Origin of the sequence: Bacillus cereus group sp. BfR-BA-01316 (genome assembly GCF_022664195.1) — a bacterium.
Lineage (GTDB): Bacteria > Bacillota > Bacilli > Bacillales > Bacillaceae_G > Bacillus_A.
Genome location: NZ_JAKUGX010000006.1, coordinates 51,893 through 68,928, shown reverse-complemented (window position 1 = coordinate 68,928; position 17,036 = coordinate 51,893). Strand labels below are relative to the sequence as shown.

Sequence of the window (17,036 nt, the reverse complement as noted above, 5' to 3'; positions counted from 1 at the left end):
CTTGGTATTACATCCGTACGCAAAAAAATACATCAATATAATCATTGATGTATTTTTTAATACTCAAATGTTTAGTTTACATAACAAAATTATTTGAATCTAAATTGATAATGATTTGTATAAGCAATCCATATCTCGCCAAGCATATGCTATTTCTTTTACATTTAGTCTTTCTAAAAATTTTGTATCAATTTTTTCAGGATTATATTTTTCATAAAACTTTTTAGACGGATTATTCGAAATCACCCAAACTAAAAGAGATTGTATATTATTTTTTTTATATTCAGAGAGTAAAGCTTGAAATAGTCTATTCCCTATTTTCAATCCTTGATACTGTTGTAATAGGTAAATCGCATATAATTCTCCATCACAATTATATGTACCTGTCCTTTCAACTCCCCCATCAATGAATCCAATTATTGTTCCATTTAACGTCTCTGCTACAAATCTATATTTGTTCTCATCTTCTTTTTGGAAGATGCTTTCCCATTGGTTTTCTCGTTGTTCATACGTTATATTTTCTAAAATTCCGTTAGCAACTATCCCTTTATATGTGGTTTTCCAGCTCTCCACATGCACTTTTGCTATACCTACAATATCCTCTTTCATTGCCCTCCTAATATTTATCTCCATCATTTTCATCCCCTTTTGTAAATGATTATAGCAAAATGTTTTATCCCATATAAAAAAAGAGTGAATTTTCATCACCCTTTCCACTCTTTTTTTATCTACTTTCAACCTCAACAGATACAACATGATTGATCTCTTTTAGTGAACTATATAGCTCCGTTGTATATAAATCTTCCGGCGCTAAAATAACCATTTCCAATTGCTGAGATGCTCCGTTATCAATATCTTTAATTTTCACTCGTTTCACTTGCATGTTTAAATTTTTAATTTGCTTAAAAATCCCATCTAACTCTCGATGCTCATTTACAGTAATTTTGATAGACAAGTCCTTTTGTCTCAATGAATATGGGCCTGCAATTTTCACAAGGTGAGGAAGTACATTGATTGCTAATATAATTAAAACCATAGCAACCGTCGCTTGTATATAAAATCCTGCTCCAATCGCAATACCTAAAGCTGAAGCAGCCCATACCATAGAAGCTGTCGTTAATCCTGAAATAACATCATTACTTCTTCGTAAAATTACCCCCGCCCCAAGGAAACCGATACCACTTACAATTTGGGCAGCAAGGCGCATTGGATCCATATTCGTATGACCCGGTACAGAATACACATTCACTGATTCAATTGAAACCATTGTAATTAAACAACTTGCGACAGAAATAACCATACTTGTTTTCACACCAAGCGGTTTATTCTTTAGCTGCCTATCTATCCCGATGAATAATCCTAAAAAGAGTGCTAAACCTAATTTGAATAAAAATTCATATGACATATTTCATTCTCCTTACTTTACAATGTTTCCCTTCGAATAATACACTATAACTCTTTTATGATATCAATTCCAGTCCTTTCTATTCATTTAATGACAAAAGCCGAAAAAACATTTTTTATTACAATGTTTTTTCGGCTTTTTCTATAGGTTTTTTATCGTGATTATAATACCTCTTTATTTTTGTTCTTTAATCTTAATCTGTGCATCTTTATAAAATGCTAATTTATTATCATTATACTCTTTTGTATGTGTATTAAATTGTTCTTTCGCCTTTTGCGCTTCCACATTTAACTCATTAACAGTTTTAACTTTTTCACCGATTTCTTTTAACTTCGTTTCTTTTACTTTTAATTTTTCATACAGTTCTTTTTCAGTCGCTAACGCCTTCGTGTAATTCTCATTCATCTTTTGGAAGGCATCATAACGATTTTCATACGATTCTTCTACTGCTTTTGCTTGTTTTTGCAATTTCTTATCTTCAAGCTTCTCTATATTGCTTTGAACCGATTTCGTTTCCTTCTGAGCTTTTTCTAACAGTTCTTTCTCGTTTTTCAATACTTTTTCACGCTCATCTACATTTGCAGTAGCTTGCTCAATTTTCTTCGTAACTGCTTCATTATGTTCTTTACCTTCTTGTAAAATTTGAGAATATAGTTCTTGCCCTTGCTTTTCTAATTGCTCTAATTTTTTCGTATCCTCAACTAAAGATTTTTCTTGTGTCGCTGCTGCTTCAAAAGCCGTATGTAAATTTTCTTCTGGCTTTTCACCGAAACAACCTGATAATAATCCTACTGATAATGCTCCAACAACTGCTACTTTTCCATACTTCAACTTCAATTCCTCCAATTACATACGGTTATCGTGCCAGAAATTCACTGGGAAGTGATTCTCTTCATGATATGCTTCAAATTCATAACCTTTTTCTTTTAGACCCTTTAAAATTGCTGGCACAGCAGCAACTGATTGCGGGTGAATGTCATGCATTAAAATGACTTCTTGCGGTTTTGTTGCACCAGCTAATACATTTTGAGCGATTTGCGCTGCCGCTGCATCAACTGGTACTTTATTGTATTTCCAGTCTAAAGAGTCAATTGTCCAGTCCCACACTTTTAAACCATCCTCAACTACTTTATTTCGGAGACCTTCATTTAAACCAGGCATCGATCCGTATGGAGGACGTGTTAATTTAGGGGCTTTCCCAATAATATTTGCGATTAAGCCTTGATCTTCTTTCATTTCATTAACATACTCGCCATTTTTATATAACTTCGCAAAATTGTGTGTCATACTATGCATTCCAACATAATGTCCTTCTGCATTTTCACGTTTTACTAAATCAGGAAACTGTTTCACATTCGCACCAATTAAAAAGAATGTCGCCTTCGCATCATGCTGTTTTAACATATTCAATAATTCAGCCGTATATTTTCCTGGCCCATCATCAAATGTAAGGTAAGCAACTTTTCTTTCCTGTCCATTAAAACGACTTGGTGCCGTTTTATTCATTTCAACTTTCGGTTGTTCACTTGCAAGCTGTATTACATTTTCTTGTTTCGCAACAGCTTTTGCTGGTGAAGTAATAGATTGAAACATGAAATACCCAATAGCTACTGCTGCAATCGCTATTAAAACGACTACTACTCGTTTAATTTTAAAAGCCTTTTCCATTCTATCGAATTCCTCTCCCTATTAATCTCATATATAAATCACCCAATATAATTATACATCTATTTATTTTTATTACACTATATAAACTTTATATAAATTATAGTGGGAGTTTTATCAAAATTGTTGTTCCTACGCTTTCTCTACTTTTAATACTAAGCGTACCACCATGAAGCTCCACCATTTTTTTTACAATGGCTAATCCAATGCCTGCACCTTCAATATGGTTATTAATCTGATAAAATGACTGCTCTATAAATGGTAGATGTTCTTTAGCAATTCCAATACCTTGATCTGTCACCTTAATCACGGCTTGTCCTTCACTTTTGGTCGCTTCAATGTAAACTGTACTTTTTTCATATGAATATTTAATAGCATTATGAATAATATTTAGGAAAACTTGTTTTAGTCTATTTCGATCTCCTACTAGTTCTACTCGTTCTAAATTAGCAACTAGATGAATCTGTTTCTCTTCTGATTTAGGAGTTAATTGCCAAATCGTCTCCTCTAGTATATCGTACAATTGTACCTTTTGTTTATATAAATTAAAATGATTTGACTGCAATCTTGAAAAATCTAGCAATTCCTCTACTAAATGAATCAATCGGTCTGTCTCACCTGAAATAATTCCCATACCTTGTTTTATTTCTTCTTCCGTTAAATGATCTACTGTTTTTAACGTCTCGCTCCAACCTTTAATTCCCGTTAAAGGCGTTCGTATTTCATGAGAAATAGAAGCAATAAATTCATTTTTCATCTTTTCTGCTTTTTCTATTTTATTAGACATATGATTTAAACTGTGTGCTAACTCACCTAATTCACCAGGATAATCCTCTTTAATTTGCTCCTTTAATGTACCTTCCGCAATTTGCGAAGAAGCATGAATAATAGATTCGATAGGTTTCACAAACGAATTCGCCAATCGTCTACTGATTAAGAATACGATACCTGAAATGACAATTCCGACTGAAATAGTAAACATAATAATTTCAATAATCTTTGCATTTACATGTGTTAAAACAGTCGTATATTTTAAAACACCGATAGTTTGCCCTTGATGTACGAGTGGACTTAATACTTCTAATTGTTCCACGTTATCTTTCGTAGTAATAACTTGGTGATACATTTCCCCCTCTAGTAAAGAATAAGGAATACTCACTTTACCTTCAACCTTTTGCCCACTTGACGATTGTATAATTGTACCGTGTCGATCGATTAGTTGTAATTCGGTTCCTTCTAACTGGAAGCTTTCAATTATGTCTCCACTATATTCTTGCAAACGAATAAAATATAATGAATTATATTCAGAAAAAAATCGTGTAGTCGTCTTCGCATGAGATTCTACATATTGCACAATACCATTATAGTAATATCGATAAATTGAGATTGAAAATACTACTTCAAATAATACAAGCATAAGTGTAATGACCGTCATAAAATATAAAGTCACTTTCCGTTTCATCTCATACTTTCCTTCCACACATATCCTTTTCCCCACACAGTAAGGATAAATTCAGGTTCTGATGGATTACATTCTATCTTTTGACGTAAACGTCTCATATTTACATCTACTACTTTCGTCTCGCCTACGTAATTGGTTCCCCAAATCATATTTAAAATTTCATCACGCGAAACTGGCTTTGAAGCCTGATTCATTAAATACTGTAATATCATATACTCTGTAGGTGTTAAATCAACTAATTGTCCACCTTTATATAATCTTTCTTCTATAATATTTAACGAGAACGGACCAGACGTGATTGTATTCGTTTTTTCTTCATGTACTTCTATTCTTCTTAATAAAGATTGTATACGCGCAGTTAATTCTACTGGACTAAACGGTTTTGTAATATAATCATCTGCACCAATTCCGAGTCCTTGTACCATATCCCCATCTTGTACACGGGCGGTTAACATAATAATGCCCATTTTTTTATTTTCTTCCCGGATAGCTTTACAAACTTGAAAACCATCGATCCCCGGTAACATAACATCAAGTAACGCTACATCAACAGTATGTTCACTTAAAATCTGTACCGCTTCTTCTCCAGTACTAGCTTCTAATACATAAAATCCAGCACGTTTCAAATTTAGGACAATAAAGCTACGGATTGGTATTTCATCTTCTAAAACTAAAATTGTTGACATAATTCCCACCTCCCTACTCTTGTTGATAATCCGCTAGCGGTTTTATATATGCTTTCATTTTTTCAAATTTTGATTGCTTCGGTACTGCATATACATGAGAAGCCGTTTTAACTGCTGCCTCGTATCCTTTTATTTTGAACCATTCTTTCCGCTTAAAAATATGGACTTCAAGCCATATTTCATTTGTAGTTGCATCCAAAAACTTTTGAACACTTGAATCCTTTTGCTGATCTGGAATAGTAATTTTTCCTATTAACTCTTCAGGAATTTTCACAAAATATCCTTTTTCTATATTGATATATCTTTCTTCTATAGGTTTAGTTCCATCTTCACTCCACTGTATGTAACGTTCAAAGAGCGGACTATCACCATGTGATTTATCTTCCCAACCTTTTGGACGCACAGTACGAACAAATTCAATAATGCCGTCTTCATTAACGTCTTTACTTTCCACAACATACTCATTGAATAAATCTTCTTTCCCGTCTATAGGTAGTCCCTCATAATGATCCTTATCAAATTTTGCTACATATGTTATACCTGAATGAGCCCCCACTCCTGCATCAATTACAACTGCCTTTGACATGTTAGAAATACGCCCCATTTGTATTCGCTGAATACTATTTATATATGGATCGAATGTAACTTCAGACATAGTCTTAAATTGTTCAATGAACTCAACTTTCAATTGCTCATCTTTTTTATAAGTAACAAGGCTTATATCATTAAGGCCATTTCTATTTAGATCCTCTATAAATAACTTCGTATATTGCCGATTATAAATCTCCTTCATATCATCATTTTCTTCCGAAAAAACATACATTACATGTTCTAAAGATTCACGACTTACAGAGATTCCAATTAATAACTCTCGCTTCCCGTTCCCTGTAAAATCACCGACTTTAACGATATCTATATTCTCACCATCAAATGTATGAGTGGACTTTAGTTTCCAGCCAGTGCTGCTTTCCGCATAAATAGCTAAATATATACTCCGATCTTCATTCGGTACTTTATAAAATACGATTGCTTCTTTTTTATTATCTTGTTTAAAATCCAGTGACCAAATCATCTGTTTATCTTTATTAGACATTGGAGTAAGCAACCGATAATTAACAGGCAAATCTTTATCTATTTGCTCTTTTAGTTCATTAATCCACTTTTCATTTGCAGGAGCTCCCATTAAACTTGTTGGAGCTTCAGACATTTTACATCCAGTCAATATAAAAATGATTCCCAAAATGCTTATCCATTTCTGCATATGATATCTTTCCTTATTACAAATTTTAAGTATTTCACTTTACTTTTTGCTTCTCCAATATTCTCATACATATGAGTATAATTTTTCTGAAATAAAAAATCGTTACAGAAAAGTTACAAATACATTTCCATAAAAAAAGATTGGCGGAGGCCAATCTTTTTTACTATTCGTTTCGAGCTGGTTTTGGTGTTATACCCAAATGATTATTTAATTTTTTTGAAATATCTTTTACATTCTTTTCATTTGGAATGTAATAATAAATACCACCAATACGTTTATCCGTTCCTTCTATTTGCATCTTTTCCATTTGCAGATCAGATCCTGCCATATTTTTCGTAATAGCAAGCATATCATCAAACGTTAAGTTTGTTTTCATATTTTTATCAACTGCATCAAGTAAAGAGCCCATTTTACTAATTGATTGAACAGACATTGCTTTTTTCGCAATTGCTTCAATTACAAGTTGTTGCCTTTGACCACGCATTGCGTCACTGTCAATTTTACGCGTTCTAGCAAGTGCAAGGGCTTGTTCACCATTTAAATGTTGGTAACCTTTTTCTAAATGGATCATACCTGCTTGGTCTTTACTATCTTGTTCTGTGAAAGTAACCGGTACATCAATATCAATACCACCAATTGAATCTACAATTTGTACAAATGACTCAAAGTTAAACTTCACATAATAATCAACTGGAACATTTAAAAATCTTTCCACTGTATCTCTTGTACTTTCAACACCACCAAATACGTGTGCGTGTGTAATTTTATCTAATTTCTTTCTAGATGGAATATAAACACGTGAATCACGAGGAATGCTTACTAATTTAACGGATTTATCATCTTTATTAATTGTCGCTAATAAAAGTGCATCTGTTCGAACCGCTTCACCATATTGGCTTTTTCTCATTTCGCTTCCATCGACACCCATGATTAAAATCGAAATATTATCCTTTAAAGGTTCCACTTCTTTGTCCCTTTTTGATGACTTATCAATTTTTGCATATGCATCACTTACAACAGCTTTTGCTTTGTTATATATAAACGATCCATATCCTACTCCTCCAAAAATAAGTAGGAAAAATGGAATTAAAATGAACCATTTTATTGATTTTCTTTTAGAACGTTTTTTACTGCTTCTCGTATCTTGTTCTAATTCAGAGCTCATGTTCATTCTCCTCTCTTTCTCTTTTCCTAGTATAATGTATGTCTAGTAATCTTCATATTGAATTTCCTTTCAATCACCTTACATTTTTGTAAGGTTACTTCATAAATTCAATATGTATTCCATTTCACATTATACTCTCGTGCTTATTTTTAGCAAGTCACTATTTATCAACTAAAAAAAATCAATACTTCAGAACATTCAAATTTACAGATTTATTATTCTGTTATTTGCAGGTAGCAAGACTTTCACCTCGAATTTCAGCACGAATAAAGAGTCAAGTTGCCCGTAAAATCCCGATTAATACAGTCTGATTATAGTTTTATTTTCCTATTTCTCATTTGGTGTGTATATTATTTGCTTCCCATTATTATTAATTAAAGCTGACTTTGCTTTTATTTTCGTTTTTTCTATTTCCACATCATCATTAGAGAAATTCACAATGATTTTAATGTTTTTTCCATATGAAGCAGATTGTACCAGCTTATCTTCTGACAGATATGCAAAGTTCGTCATTTCTTCTTTTACTGCCTTTTCATGAACATCATTCCAAACTTTCAGATGCTCTGTCATTTCTTTTTTATGCTTATTCCACTCTACTTCATCTAAATGGTATAAAGGTGGAACATTATACAATAATTCATATAACATACGATTTCCAACCTCGTCCTTTACCTTCAAACTTCCCCATTCCCAGTGGTGCGTTGTAATAACCGAATCATTGTATACTAGTTTATATAATGGCACCGAATATACTGGATTTAAATATACTTGCTTATATTCTTCTTTCAACGGTACTTGTTTTGCATATTTTTCTGGAACATTTTGATTTGGTGACCAATACCCACCGACATAATACGGGCTTGTTTTATTTTTTCTCATATCTTCATCATCCCATTTAATTACAGGCGTTTCAATTCCGTGCGCAAATGCAATTGTACTACTTGCAAAATCATTTCCACCTTCAGAGCCTACTACTATCCCTTTTTCTTGCGCGATATAATCCATTCTTTTTAATCGTGCTTTTAAATCTTGTTCTTGTGTCGTTAAATGTTTTGTTGAATAATCATCATAAATTTCGCCCGTCGCGTCACAATCAATAAACCATGAATTATATTTAGGGCCATTTTGTAATATATCGTTCATTCGTTCTTTTACACTAGGAAGTGATAATGTCGGATTTAATTTTCGGCCTCTCCCTAAAAACCCTTGCACTTTCTCTCCATTTTTCTTCGTTACAGTTGCTTCTTCATATAACGATGGATCATTAAAGGAAGCTGTGTTCCAATTTTTATCCCCTTTTTCGTGAATGGAATGATAAGAATCATACGGACCAACTAAATATCCCATTTTCTTAGCTTCTGTAACAAAATTAGGTTGCATATATCCTTGTTCCCAGTTCGGTAGACCAATCCACGCTTTGTCTATCCCTGCTTCTTTCATTTCCTTTATAATATCCGTTCCATCTGCGTTACCCCATTTACTTACTTCTTCAACGGCATCACCAAGTATCGACTTTAATAAATGCTTATTTAAGTTATATAACTCCATCTTCGATAAGTTATCTACACCTTTTTTTAATAACTCACTAGCCACCTGATCAACTTTCGGGAAAATATCCTCTTTATACAATTCCTTCATTGATAATGCTTCGTTTACATAACGCAAAATAACTTCTTTTTGATACTTATCGATGAAATCTTGTTTACCTACTCGCTCAAATACATTCAGTTCTCCAGGCTCTGAACTATTTTTTTGAATGAGCTCTTTTATATGGCTAAACACCGGACTATTTATTTGCTCTCTTAGCTTCGGCCAATTTACGTTACTTTCTGATAAACCATTTTGATTCCAAAAGTAAAAATGGGCTGCCCCGTAAAGTTTTTCGATTTCTTTATTTTTTCTTGCCTTTTCTTGTAATGTTTTAAATTCACCTTTTTCAACAATATTATCCTTATACAGTTTAGCAATACTTACTGCATCATTATTTGTCACATATAATTGAAAGCCATATGTTTTATTTTTATTTATACTCGGGAATTCATGTGTAAAATCAAACCCTATTTTCGGATCTGAATGAAATTTCAATTCATTATTAAACATATTGTTCGCAATATATACGATTGAATATTTAGAACCATTTAATGCAAAAAACTTCATAGAAAATGATTCAGCAAATGAATATACATCATCCTTTAAAAACTTCTTCCAATTCTCATCATTACTTGGAATTTGCTTACCTTCCCATAACGGAAGTGTATAATTTTCAGCTTGCACTTTTGGCCATGTGAAACTTTCTGCACCAGTCGATTCCACTTCAATATTTAAGTGATCTTTTTTCTTTTCTAAATTTACTTTTACTTTTTGATCAGGATATTCCCAAGATGTATGATCCTTGTCTTTTTTCAAATTCGATACCTTCATTTTCGGTAACGGTTGCGATGCCTGTTCCTTTACACCATCATGTTCTACAGTTAACGTAAACGTCTCAGGATTAACCTCATACGTAAAATCTTTATACATTTCTTTCTTTATTTTAGACTCTTGTAAAGCATCATTACCTTTTACATCACACCCGACTAAAGTCGAAAGTGACAATGTTGTAAGAAGACATACCGCTATCATTTTTTTCATCTTCTGCACCTCCACCACTGAATATACAGGAGCTTTGTTACAGGAATGTGGCAAAAAATAATGAAGACTGTCCCAAAAGCCGAACTTTAAAATGGGGTTATGTTCTTACTGAGTAAATTTACAACAGCACATGAAATTATATCAAACACAACTCTACTTATCTCGAAGCTTCGACAAAGAATATCGACTTAACTACAAAATATGACAATAATATCCTACCTATTAATAAGAGAGGGCCGTCCAAAAAAACTTTTTGGACGGCCCTCTTCAAAGTATAAAAATAAGTTCATTTTCACTACTTATGAGTTCAAACAAATCAAATTTTTAACAAGCTTTCCTTAACTGAAAAAGTAACTGTATATAATATATCCTAAAACTAGCACTAAAATTAATATCCCTGTACCTTTCCAATTCATACCACCTGTCATATCAACGGGGTTACCTGTTTCTGCTCTATTGAGTCCATCATTCAAAGAACCGGTAGGATTATTTTTCAATTCACCTTGTCTCATACGTTCTCTTTTTTCTTCTGGTGACTCTTTTGAACTCATATAATCACCTCTAAAATTAATATTCATTGTATATTCTCTTTCTAAAATATTATCACTCCCAAAAAAATTCCATTTAAAATAGATTCCCCATAACTTAAAGAAAGCTAGCAATGCTAGCTTTCTTTATAATCCAATATGTTCTTCCTTATTTACAGTAATCCCTTTATGATCGATTTCAAGCTCACATACTTTCATAGCTGCAAATACTCTCGCTAATTGGTCAGCAATTTCTTGACGCTTCTCATACGGAGTTAAAATAAAAATGGATGGTCCCGCGCCACTAAGAGCTGTACCATATGCTCCGAATTCTTTTGCGCATTTACGAATTGATGGTAATAACGGTACAAGTTCTAAACGATATGGCTCGTGGAAATGATCTCTTTCCATCATTTCACCTACAACTTCCCACTTCTTTTGACATAACGCAGCTACTAATACGTTACTTATTGCACTAGCCTTAACCGCTTCATGAAACGGAAACATCTCTGGTAATACAGATCGACTTTCATCCGTATTTAGCTCTTCATTCGGAATAAGAGAAATTACGCCTAATTCCTTACTTTCAATCCTTACAACCGAAACATTTTTTCCATCAAGTGCTCCGATTACAGTTCCACCTAAAATAGAAGCAGCAACATTATCTGGATGTCCTTCAAAATTTGTAGCAATTTGAACTTTTTGATCAGTTGTTAAATGCAAATTTCCAAGTTGATTCGCAAGTTCTATCCCTGCTACAATTGCTGATGCACTACTTCCTAGCCCTCTTGTCAGCGGAATATTACTAGTTACTTCTATTATATGGGGTGATAAAGAAGGACATACTTTACATGCCGTGCTAACAATTAAATTTTTATCATCTTTTGGAATTGAATCGTCAAAGGAATGTATAACTTGCCATTTATTAGCTTCTCCCTTTACACTAACTTCTAAATATAATGACAAAGCTATTCCAACAGAATCAAATCCAGGTCCAACATTTGCTGTACTAGCAGGAACACGAACTCTTAATGGTATCACGACATAATCACCCCTTTAATATGATCTTTAATTTGTTCTATATCATTTGACACACTTGCAATTTCTAATTTATTAGAAGAAATTGCAATATCAGGATCTTTTAAACCATTTCCAGTTAATACTGCAACAACTGTTTCGCCTTTTTTGATTTTTCCAGATTGAACATGTTTAATTACGCCTGCTAATGAAGCATTTGATCCTGGCTCAGCGAAAACCCCTTCCGTTTTTGCTAACAATCTATACGCATGTAAAATTTCTTCATCTGACACCATATCTATTTCACCATTAGACTGTTCGGCAGCCTCTACTGCATACGGCCATCTTGCTGGATTACCGATACGTATTGCTGTTGCAATTGTTTCAGGCGCTTCAATTACATGTCCTTTTACAATTGCCGCTGCTCCTTCCGCTTCAAAGCCGTGAATTCTTGGTTTCTTATAGCCTTTTTCTTTCTCATATTCACAGAACCCTTTCCAGTATGCTGTAATATTCCCAGCATTTCCAACAGGAATAGCTAGAACATCTGGTGCGTTTTGCAACTGGTCACAAATTTCAAATGCCGCTGTTTTTTGCCCTTCAATTCGATAAGGATTCACTGAGTTTACTAATGTAATCGGCTCTTCTGCAGCAATATTTCTTACAGCTCTAAGTGCATCATCAAAATTCCCTTCTATTGAAATAATCTCCGCTCCATAAGCAACTGCTTGCGCTAATTTCCCATGCGCAATTTTTCCTTCTGGTATTACGATAATACATTTCATCCCGAGGCGTGCCGCATAAGCTGCCGCCGATGCCGATGTATTACCTGTAGATGCACAAATGATTGCCTCTGCCCCTTCTTCTTTCGCCTTTGCAACGGCCATTACCATACCACGATCTTTAAAAGAACCTGTTGGATTCGCTCCTTCATACTTTCCGTATAACTGAATCCCTAATTGTTTTGATATATTTAATAATGGAATAAGGGGTGTATTTCCTTCCATTAAGCTAACATCAGGTGTGTTTTCATTCACTGGTAAATAAGTAGCATACTGTTTTAATAGTCCTTTATACATATTGTTTTTCCTCCTCAATAATGTAGTAACTGTTTATTTCACTTGCGACATCTTCTATCGCCCCTAAAACTTGTTCGAATTGATATTTTGAAGTTCGATGCGTCACAACAACGACTTCTGCAAGCTCACGATTCAAAGGTAATTGAATTACCTCTTTTAAACTCACAGAATAATCAACGAAACATTCTGTTATTTTTTTTAACATTCCAGGCTCATCTCGTAATGAAATACGCAAAAAGTATTTCGAAACTACTTCTTCATCTCCTTGTAATTCATACGGCTCCGGTTCTTTTAATACACTTTTATTTTTCGGAACTTGATTCATATTTTTAACGATTGAAATAATGTCACTTACTACAGCAGAACCAGTTGGTAACTTCCCAGCTCCAGGTCCGTAAAACATCACTTCTCCTACTGCTTGACCGTGAACATACACCGCATTGAATTCGTTATTCACATTCGATAGCGGATGATGACTTGGTAATAAAGTCGGTTCTACACTTAAGTGAATGGATGATCCTTGTTTTTCCGCTTTACCAATTAATTTCATAGTAAATCCTAATTTTTCGGCCATCTCTAAATCTTCTTTTTCAACCTTTCGAATACCTCTAACTTGCACATCATCTAAAGAAACATTCATCGAAAAACCTAAGTTTGCAAGAATTGCTACCTTTCTCGCAGCATCTAGCCCATCTACATCCGCTGTTGGATCGGATTCTGCGAAACCTAATTTTTGTGCCTCCTGTAAAGCCTCTTCATACGACCATCCATTTTGACTCATCTTTGTTAACATATAATTTGTTGTTCCATTTACGATTCCCATTATTTTTTCAATTTGATCTGACGCTAGCCCATCTGCTAATCCTCTTAATATTGGAATCCCACCCGCTACACTTGCTTCGTAACATAAGTCACATTCATTTTTATTTGCTAATTGCAAAAGCTCCGCACCATATACAGCCATTAAATCTTTATTTGCTGTAACGACATGTTTCTTGTTTTGTAAAGCCCTAATAATATGCTGTTTTGCTTCTTCAATTCCGCCCATTACCTCTACTACAATATCAATATTTGAATCATTTAGAACTTCATCGACATTACTTGTTACTACGATTCCATCAATACAAACATCACGTTCTTTTTCCAAATCACGTACAACGACTGTCTTTACTTTCACTTCATATCCTGTATCAAGAGCGATTTTTTTATAATGTTCCTTCAAAATATGAACAACACCACTTCCGACCGTACCTAAACCTAATACCCCAACATTAATAACGTTATTCATCTTCTAATCTCCTCCTAAAATTTTATTTTTCGCTTCTATCAATCACCTTGCTCTGCCATTTTCCCGTGCAGGTGGTGGTTATTTCCGTACGTACAAATCGTTTCATGTTACAGCACCTCCCTTCAAAATAATAAAAAACACACTCATCCCTAGGAAAGGGACGAATGTGTTTTCGTGGTTCCACCCTTGTTCCAACCTAGACTTATTTCCTTCTAGATTGCTCAAGTTCAGATAACGGCTGATACCGTCAATAATTACTAGATTACTCGTTCACTATTGAAGTTCAAAGGTGGTAAGATCATTTCTCGTGTTAGGAAGCTCACAGCCTTGGCTTCCCTCTCTGTAAACCGTAAATATGTTCTCATGTCCTTATCGTTACTTTTTCGTTCATATATATTTGTTAACTCATTATACTCGCATAAAAAACAAAATCAATACTATTTTTTAATTATTTTAAATTTTCAATCTTAAAGACTATAAAAAAACACACTCATCCCTAGGAAAGGGACGAATGTGTTTTCGTGGTTCCACCCTTGTTCCAACCTAGACTTATTTTCTTCTAGATTGCTCAAGCTCAGATAACGGCTGATACCGTCAATAATTACTAGATCACTCGTTCACTATTGAAGTTCAAAGGTGGTAAAATCACTTCTCGTGTTAGGAAGCTCACAGCCTTGGCTTCCCTCTCTGTAAACCGTAAAAATGATTTCATGTCCTTGTCATTACTTTTTCGTTCATGTCTATTTGTTAACTTATTATAGTTATGAAAATTTTAAAAAGCAAGCCTATTTTCACTCACTATTTTAAAGATACTTTTTTATTATATTTCACAATAACATTTTACAACGACTGCTCTTATTACTTTTTTTGCAATTTACTAGCTTGTAAATCAACGGTTCATATATAAATATTCCATTTTAAAACGAGAAGATCTCCACTTTCTAAAACTATATCAATAAAGATTTTTTTAATACAATCTTTTCGTATAACTTTCTTCTAAAGAACGTGCAACGTCCTCTTCTGAAGCATTCACTTTCGCATGCTCTAATAACATCTTCGCTGCTGAAGGTAGCTCTTTTTTATTTAACCACGATTTTGGATCCCACATTTTTGAACGTATAAAAGCTTTTGCACAATGGATATAGCACTCCTCTATCTCAACAACAATTCCAAGTAACGGATTACGTCCATTCGCCTGCATTTCTTTCAAAATTTCTTCATCGTTTGTAATGTATGCTCGGCCGTTTATTCGGAGTGTCTCCCCAAGACCAGGAATAAAAAAGATTAACCCTACATTTGGATTTGAAATAATATTTAAAATAGAGTCTATGCGACGATTACCCGGTCTTTCAGGGATGATAATTTTATTTTGATTTAATACATATACAAATCCAGGTGCATCTCCTCTCGGCGAGGCATCACACTCTCCTAATTTATTTGCAGTAGATAATACTAGAAAAGGAGATTTAGACAGAAAATCTACGCAATGGTGGTCTAGTGATGAAATAACTTTTTTTAACGCTCGCTCACTTGGTTGCCCCAATATTTGCCGTAATTCTTCCTCAGTTGAAATTATTGATTTTATTTCCTTACTCTCTATCTTCACTTATAATCACTCCTTTTTCTTTATTTTCCCAAAATTCAATACAAATATTGTATAATAATATTTACAGAAAGGGGAATTAAAATGACAGAGTGGTTAACAATATTTGATCCTGAAAGACATACACTTGGAAAGAAATTACGTGATGAAGTGCATCGTGACGGTGATTGGCACGAAACATTTCATTGCTGGTTTGTAGAAAAAGATGCTGAAGATATGTTTTTATATTTTCAATTACGCTCTATAAATAAAAAGGAGGCGCCGGGTATATGGGATATTACATCAGCTGGACACATTATGCATGATGAAGATGTACAGATTGGCGGCCTTCGTGAAATTGAAGAAGAATTGGGGCTTTCCTTTCATACGACTGATTTAGCATACAAAGGAATCTTTAAAATAGATTATGAAATTTCAAACCTTACTGATCGTGAGTTTTGTCATATGTATTTTCACAATGTAATAAAACCACTTCCATTTGCACCGGGTGAAGAAGTAGACGACGTGATGAAAGTACATGCAACTTCTTTTCTACAACTACTAAAAAAAGATATTTCATCTATAACGACTACTTCTGTTTTAAACAGTAATCCGATAACGATAACATTTGAAGATATTTATCCATATGATCTTGAATACTATGAATTTGTTGTAGAACAAGCAAAAGAATTGCTAAAAAATAATAGTTTGTAAATAAAGTGAAGGCTAATAATCAGTGGGGATTTTGTTCATCCCCCACTGATTATTAGCCTTCACCAATCGGGCGTTTACGGGCAGCCTGACTCCCACCTAACTTCTTTGCTCCAGCCGAATTTTGAGGTGAGTGTCTTACTGCCCGTTAATGCGGGATAAAATAGGACTCCTAGCTTATATTGCCCGGGAGTCCTATTTTATTCATCATTGTTGTTCAAGTGTCTTCAATCTTTTCTCTACTCGCATAAATAAGCGAATGATTAACAATAGCATGACAGCCATAATTACTGCTGTTGTATGGGGATATCTAAACAATATACTAGTAACACTTCCAATTAACATCATAATAAATCCATTTTGATTCATCACTTCTGCACTATACCTGTTACCCGCATCCCATAATTCCTTATTTTTCATTGATCGTTTCGTCCGGTAACCATATGCTGCGTTTATATCTGTCGGTGGATTCTTTTGAAGAATAAGTGCAGCAAGTATAAATATAATACCAATCAATATACTCATTCCTATATTTACTAGTGCATACATCAATTATA

General features: G+C 33.9%; 16 protein-coding genes and 2 other annotated features. Of the genes, 1 reads left to right on the top strand and 15 read right to left on the bottom strand.

What is annotated here, in order from left to right:
* Positions 1-99 precede the first annotated feature (99 nt).
* From MR071_RS07210 to MR071_RS07145, 14 genes are all read right to left on the bottom strand, one after another.
* Positions 100-636 (bottom strand): GNAT family N-acetyltransferase, encoded by a 537-nt coding sequence (locus MR071_RS07210; RefSeq protein WP_105586916.1) that lies wholly within the window; start codon positions 634-636, stop codon positions 100-102.
* Positions 637-724: 88 nt separating this feature from the next.
* Entirely contained in the window at positions 725-1,405 is a 681-nt protein-coding gene (locus MR071_RS07205) for an MgtC/SapB family protein (protein WP_105586917.1), read from the bottom strand.
* A gap of 174 nt (positions 1,406-1,579) precedes the next feature.
* A complete protein-coding gene (locus MR071_RS07200) occupies positions 1,580-2,236 on the bottom strand; it encodes a YkyA family protein (protein WP_105586918.1) in 657 nt (218 codons plus the stop codon).
* Positions 2,237-2,251: 15 nt separating this feature from the next.
* Complete coding sequence (locus MR071_RS07195; protein ID WP_105586919.1) at positions 2,252-3,073, bottom strand: peptidoglycan-N-acetylglucosamine deacetylase; 822 nt, start codon at positions 3,071-3,073, stop codon at positions 2,252-2,254.
* Positions 3,074-3,170: 97 nt separating this feature from the next.
* Positions 3,171-4,532 carry a sensor histidine kinase gene (locus MR071_RS07190; RefSeq protein ID WP_242235553.1) on the bottom strand — a complete coding sequence of 454 codons (1,362 nt, stop codon included), beginning with the start codon at positions 4,530-4,532 and terminating at the stop codon, positions 3,171-3,173.
* The gene (locus MR071_RS07185) at positions 4,529-5,218 is read right to left on the bottom strand and encodes a response regulator transcription factor (protein ID WP_242235551.1); all 690 of its coding nucleotides are present in this window, start codon (positions 5,216-5,218) and stop codon (positions 4,529-4,531) included. The genes MR071_RS07190 and MR071_RS07185 overlap by 4 nt, the downstream gene beginning before the upstream one ends.
* Before the next feature lie 13 nt (positions 5,219-5,231).
* On the bottom strand, positions 5,232-6,479 hold the full coding sequence (locus MR071_RS07180) for a hypothetical protein (protein WP_105586921.1): 1,248 nt from the start codon (positions 6,477-6,479) through the stop codon (positions 5,232-5,234).
* A gap of 163 nt (positions 6,480-6,642) precedes the next feature.
* Entirely contained in the window at positions 6,643-7,644 is a 1,002-nt protein-coding gene (locus tag MR071_RS07175; RefSeq protein WP_142395890.1) for an LCP family protein, read from the bottom strand.
* A 327-nt stretch (positions 7,645-7,971) separates the two neighbouring features.
* Positions 7,972-10,275, bottom strand: coding sequence for a glycoside hydrolase (locus MR071_RS07170; protein WP_242235548.1), 2,304 nt, complete (start codon positions 10,273-10,275; stop codon positions 7,972-7,974).
* 338 nt (positions 10,276-10,613) lie between these two features.
* Positions 10,614-10,826, bottom strand: a complete 213-nt coding sequence (locus tag MR071_RS07165; protein ID WP_105586970.1) for a DUF6366 family protein — start codon at positions 10,824-10,826, stop codon at positions 10,614-10,616.
* A 123-nt stretch (positions 10,827-10,949) separates the two neighbouring features.
* Complete coding sequence (thrB, locus tag MR071_RS07160) at positions 10,950-11,843, bottom strand: homoserine kinase (RefSeq protein WP_105586924.1); 894 nt, start codon at positions 11,841-11,843, stop codon at positions 10,950-10,952.
* On the bottom strand, positions 11,840-12,898 hold the full coding sequence (gene thrC / locus MR071_RS07155; RefSeq protein WP_242235546.1) for a threonine synthase: 1,059 nt from the start codon (positions 12,896-12,898) through the stop codon (positions 11,840-11,842). The genes thrB and thrC overlap by 4 nt, the downstream gene beginning before the upstream one ends.
* Positions 12,891-14,186, bottom strand: a complete 1,296-nt coding sequence (locus MR071_RS07150) for a homoserine dehydrogenase (RefSeq protein WP_242235544.1) — start codon at positions 14,184-14,186, stop codon at positions 12,891-12,893. Before MR071_RS07150 ends, thrC begins: the two co-directional genes overlap by 8 nt.
* Positions 14,187-14,339: 153 nt before the next feature.
* Positions 14,340-14,571: a binding site (T-box leader), on the bottom strand.
* Between the two features lie 115 nt (positions 14,572-14,686).
* Positions 14,687-14,918, bottom strand: a binding site (T-box leader).
* Between the two features lie 235 nt (positions 14,919-15,153).
* Positions 15,154-15,792: a pyridoxamine 5'-phosphate oxidase family protein gene (locus MR071_RS07145; RefSeq protein ID WP_105586927.1), complete on the bottom strand. Its 639-nt coding sequence runs from the start codon at positions 15,790-15,792 to the stop codon at positions 15,154-15,156.
* Positions 15,793-15,873: 81 nt separating this feature from the next.
* Here MR071_RS07145 and MR071_RS07140 point away from each other — a divergent pair, with 81 nt between their 5' ends.
* Positions 15,874-16,482 carry an NUDIX hydrolase gene (locus MR071_RS07140; RefSeq protein ID WP_105586928.1) on the top strand — a complete coding sequence of 203 codons (609 nt, stop codon included), beginning with the start codon at positions 15,874-15,876 and terminating at the stop codon, positions 16,480-16,482.
* 204 nt (positions 16,483-16,686) lie between these two features.
* Here the strand turns inward: MR071_RS07140 and MR071_RS07135 are convergent, their stop codons facing one another.
* Positions 16,687-17,028, bottom strand: a complete 342-nt coding sequence (locus MR071_RS07135; protein WP_105586929.1) for an SdpI family protein — start codon at positions 17,026-17,028, stop codon at positions 16,687-16,689.
* Positions 17,029-17,036: the final 8 nt, after the last annotated feature.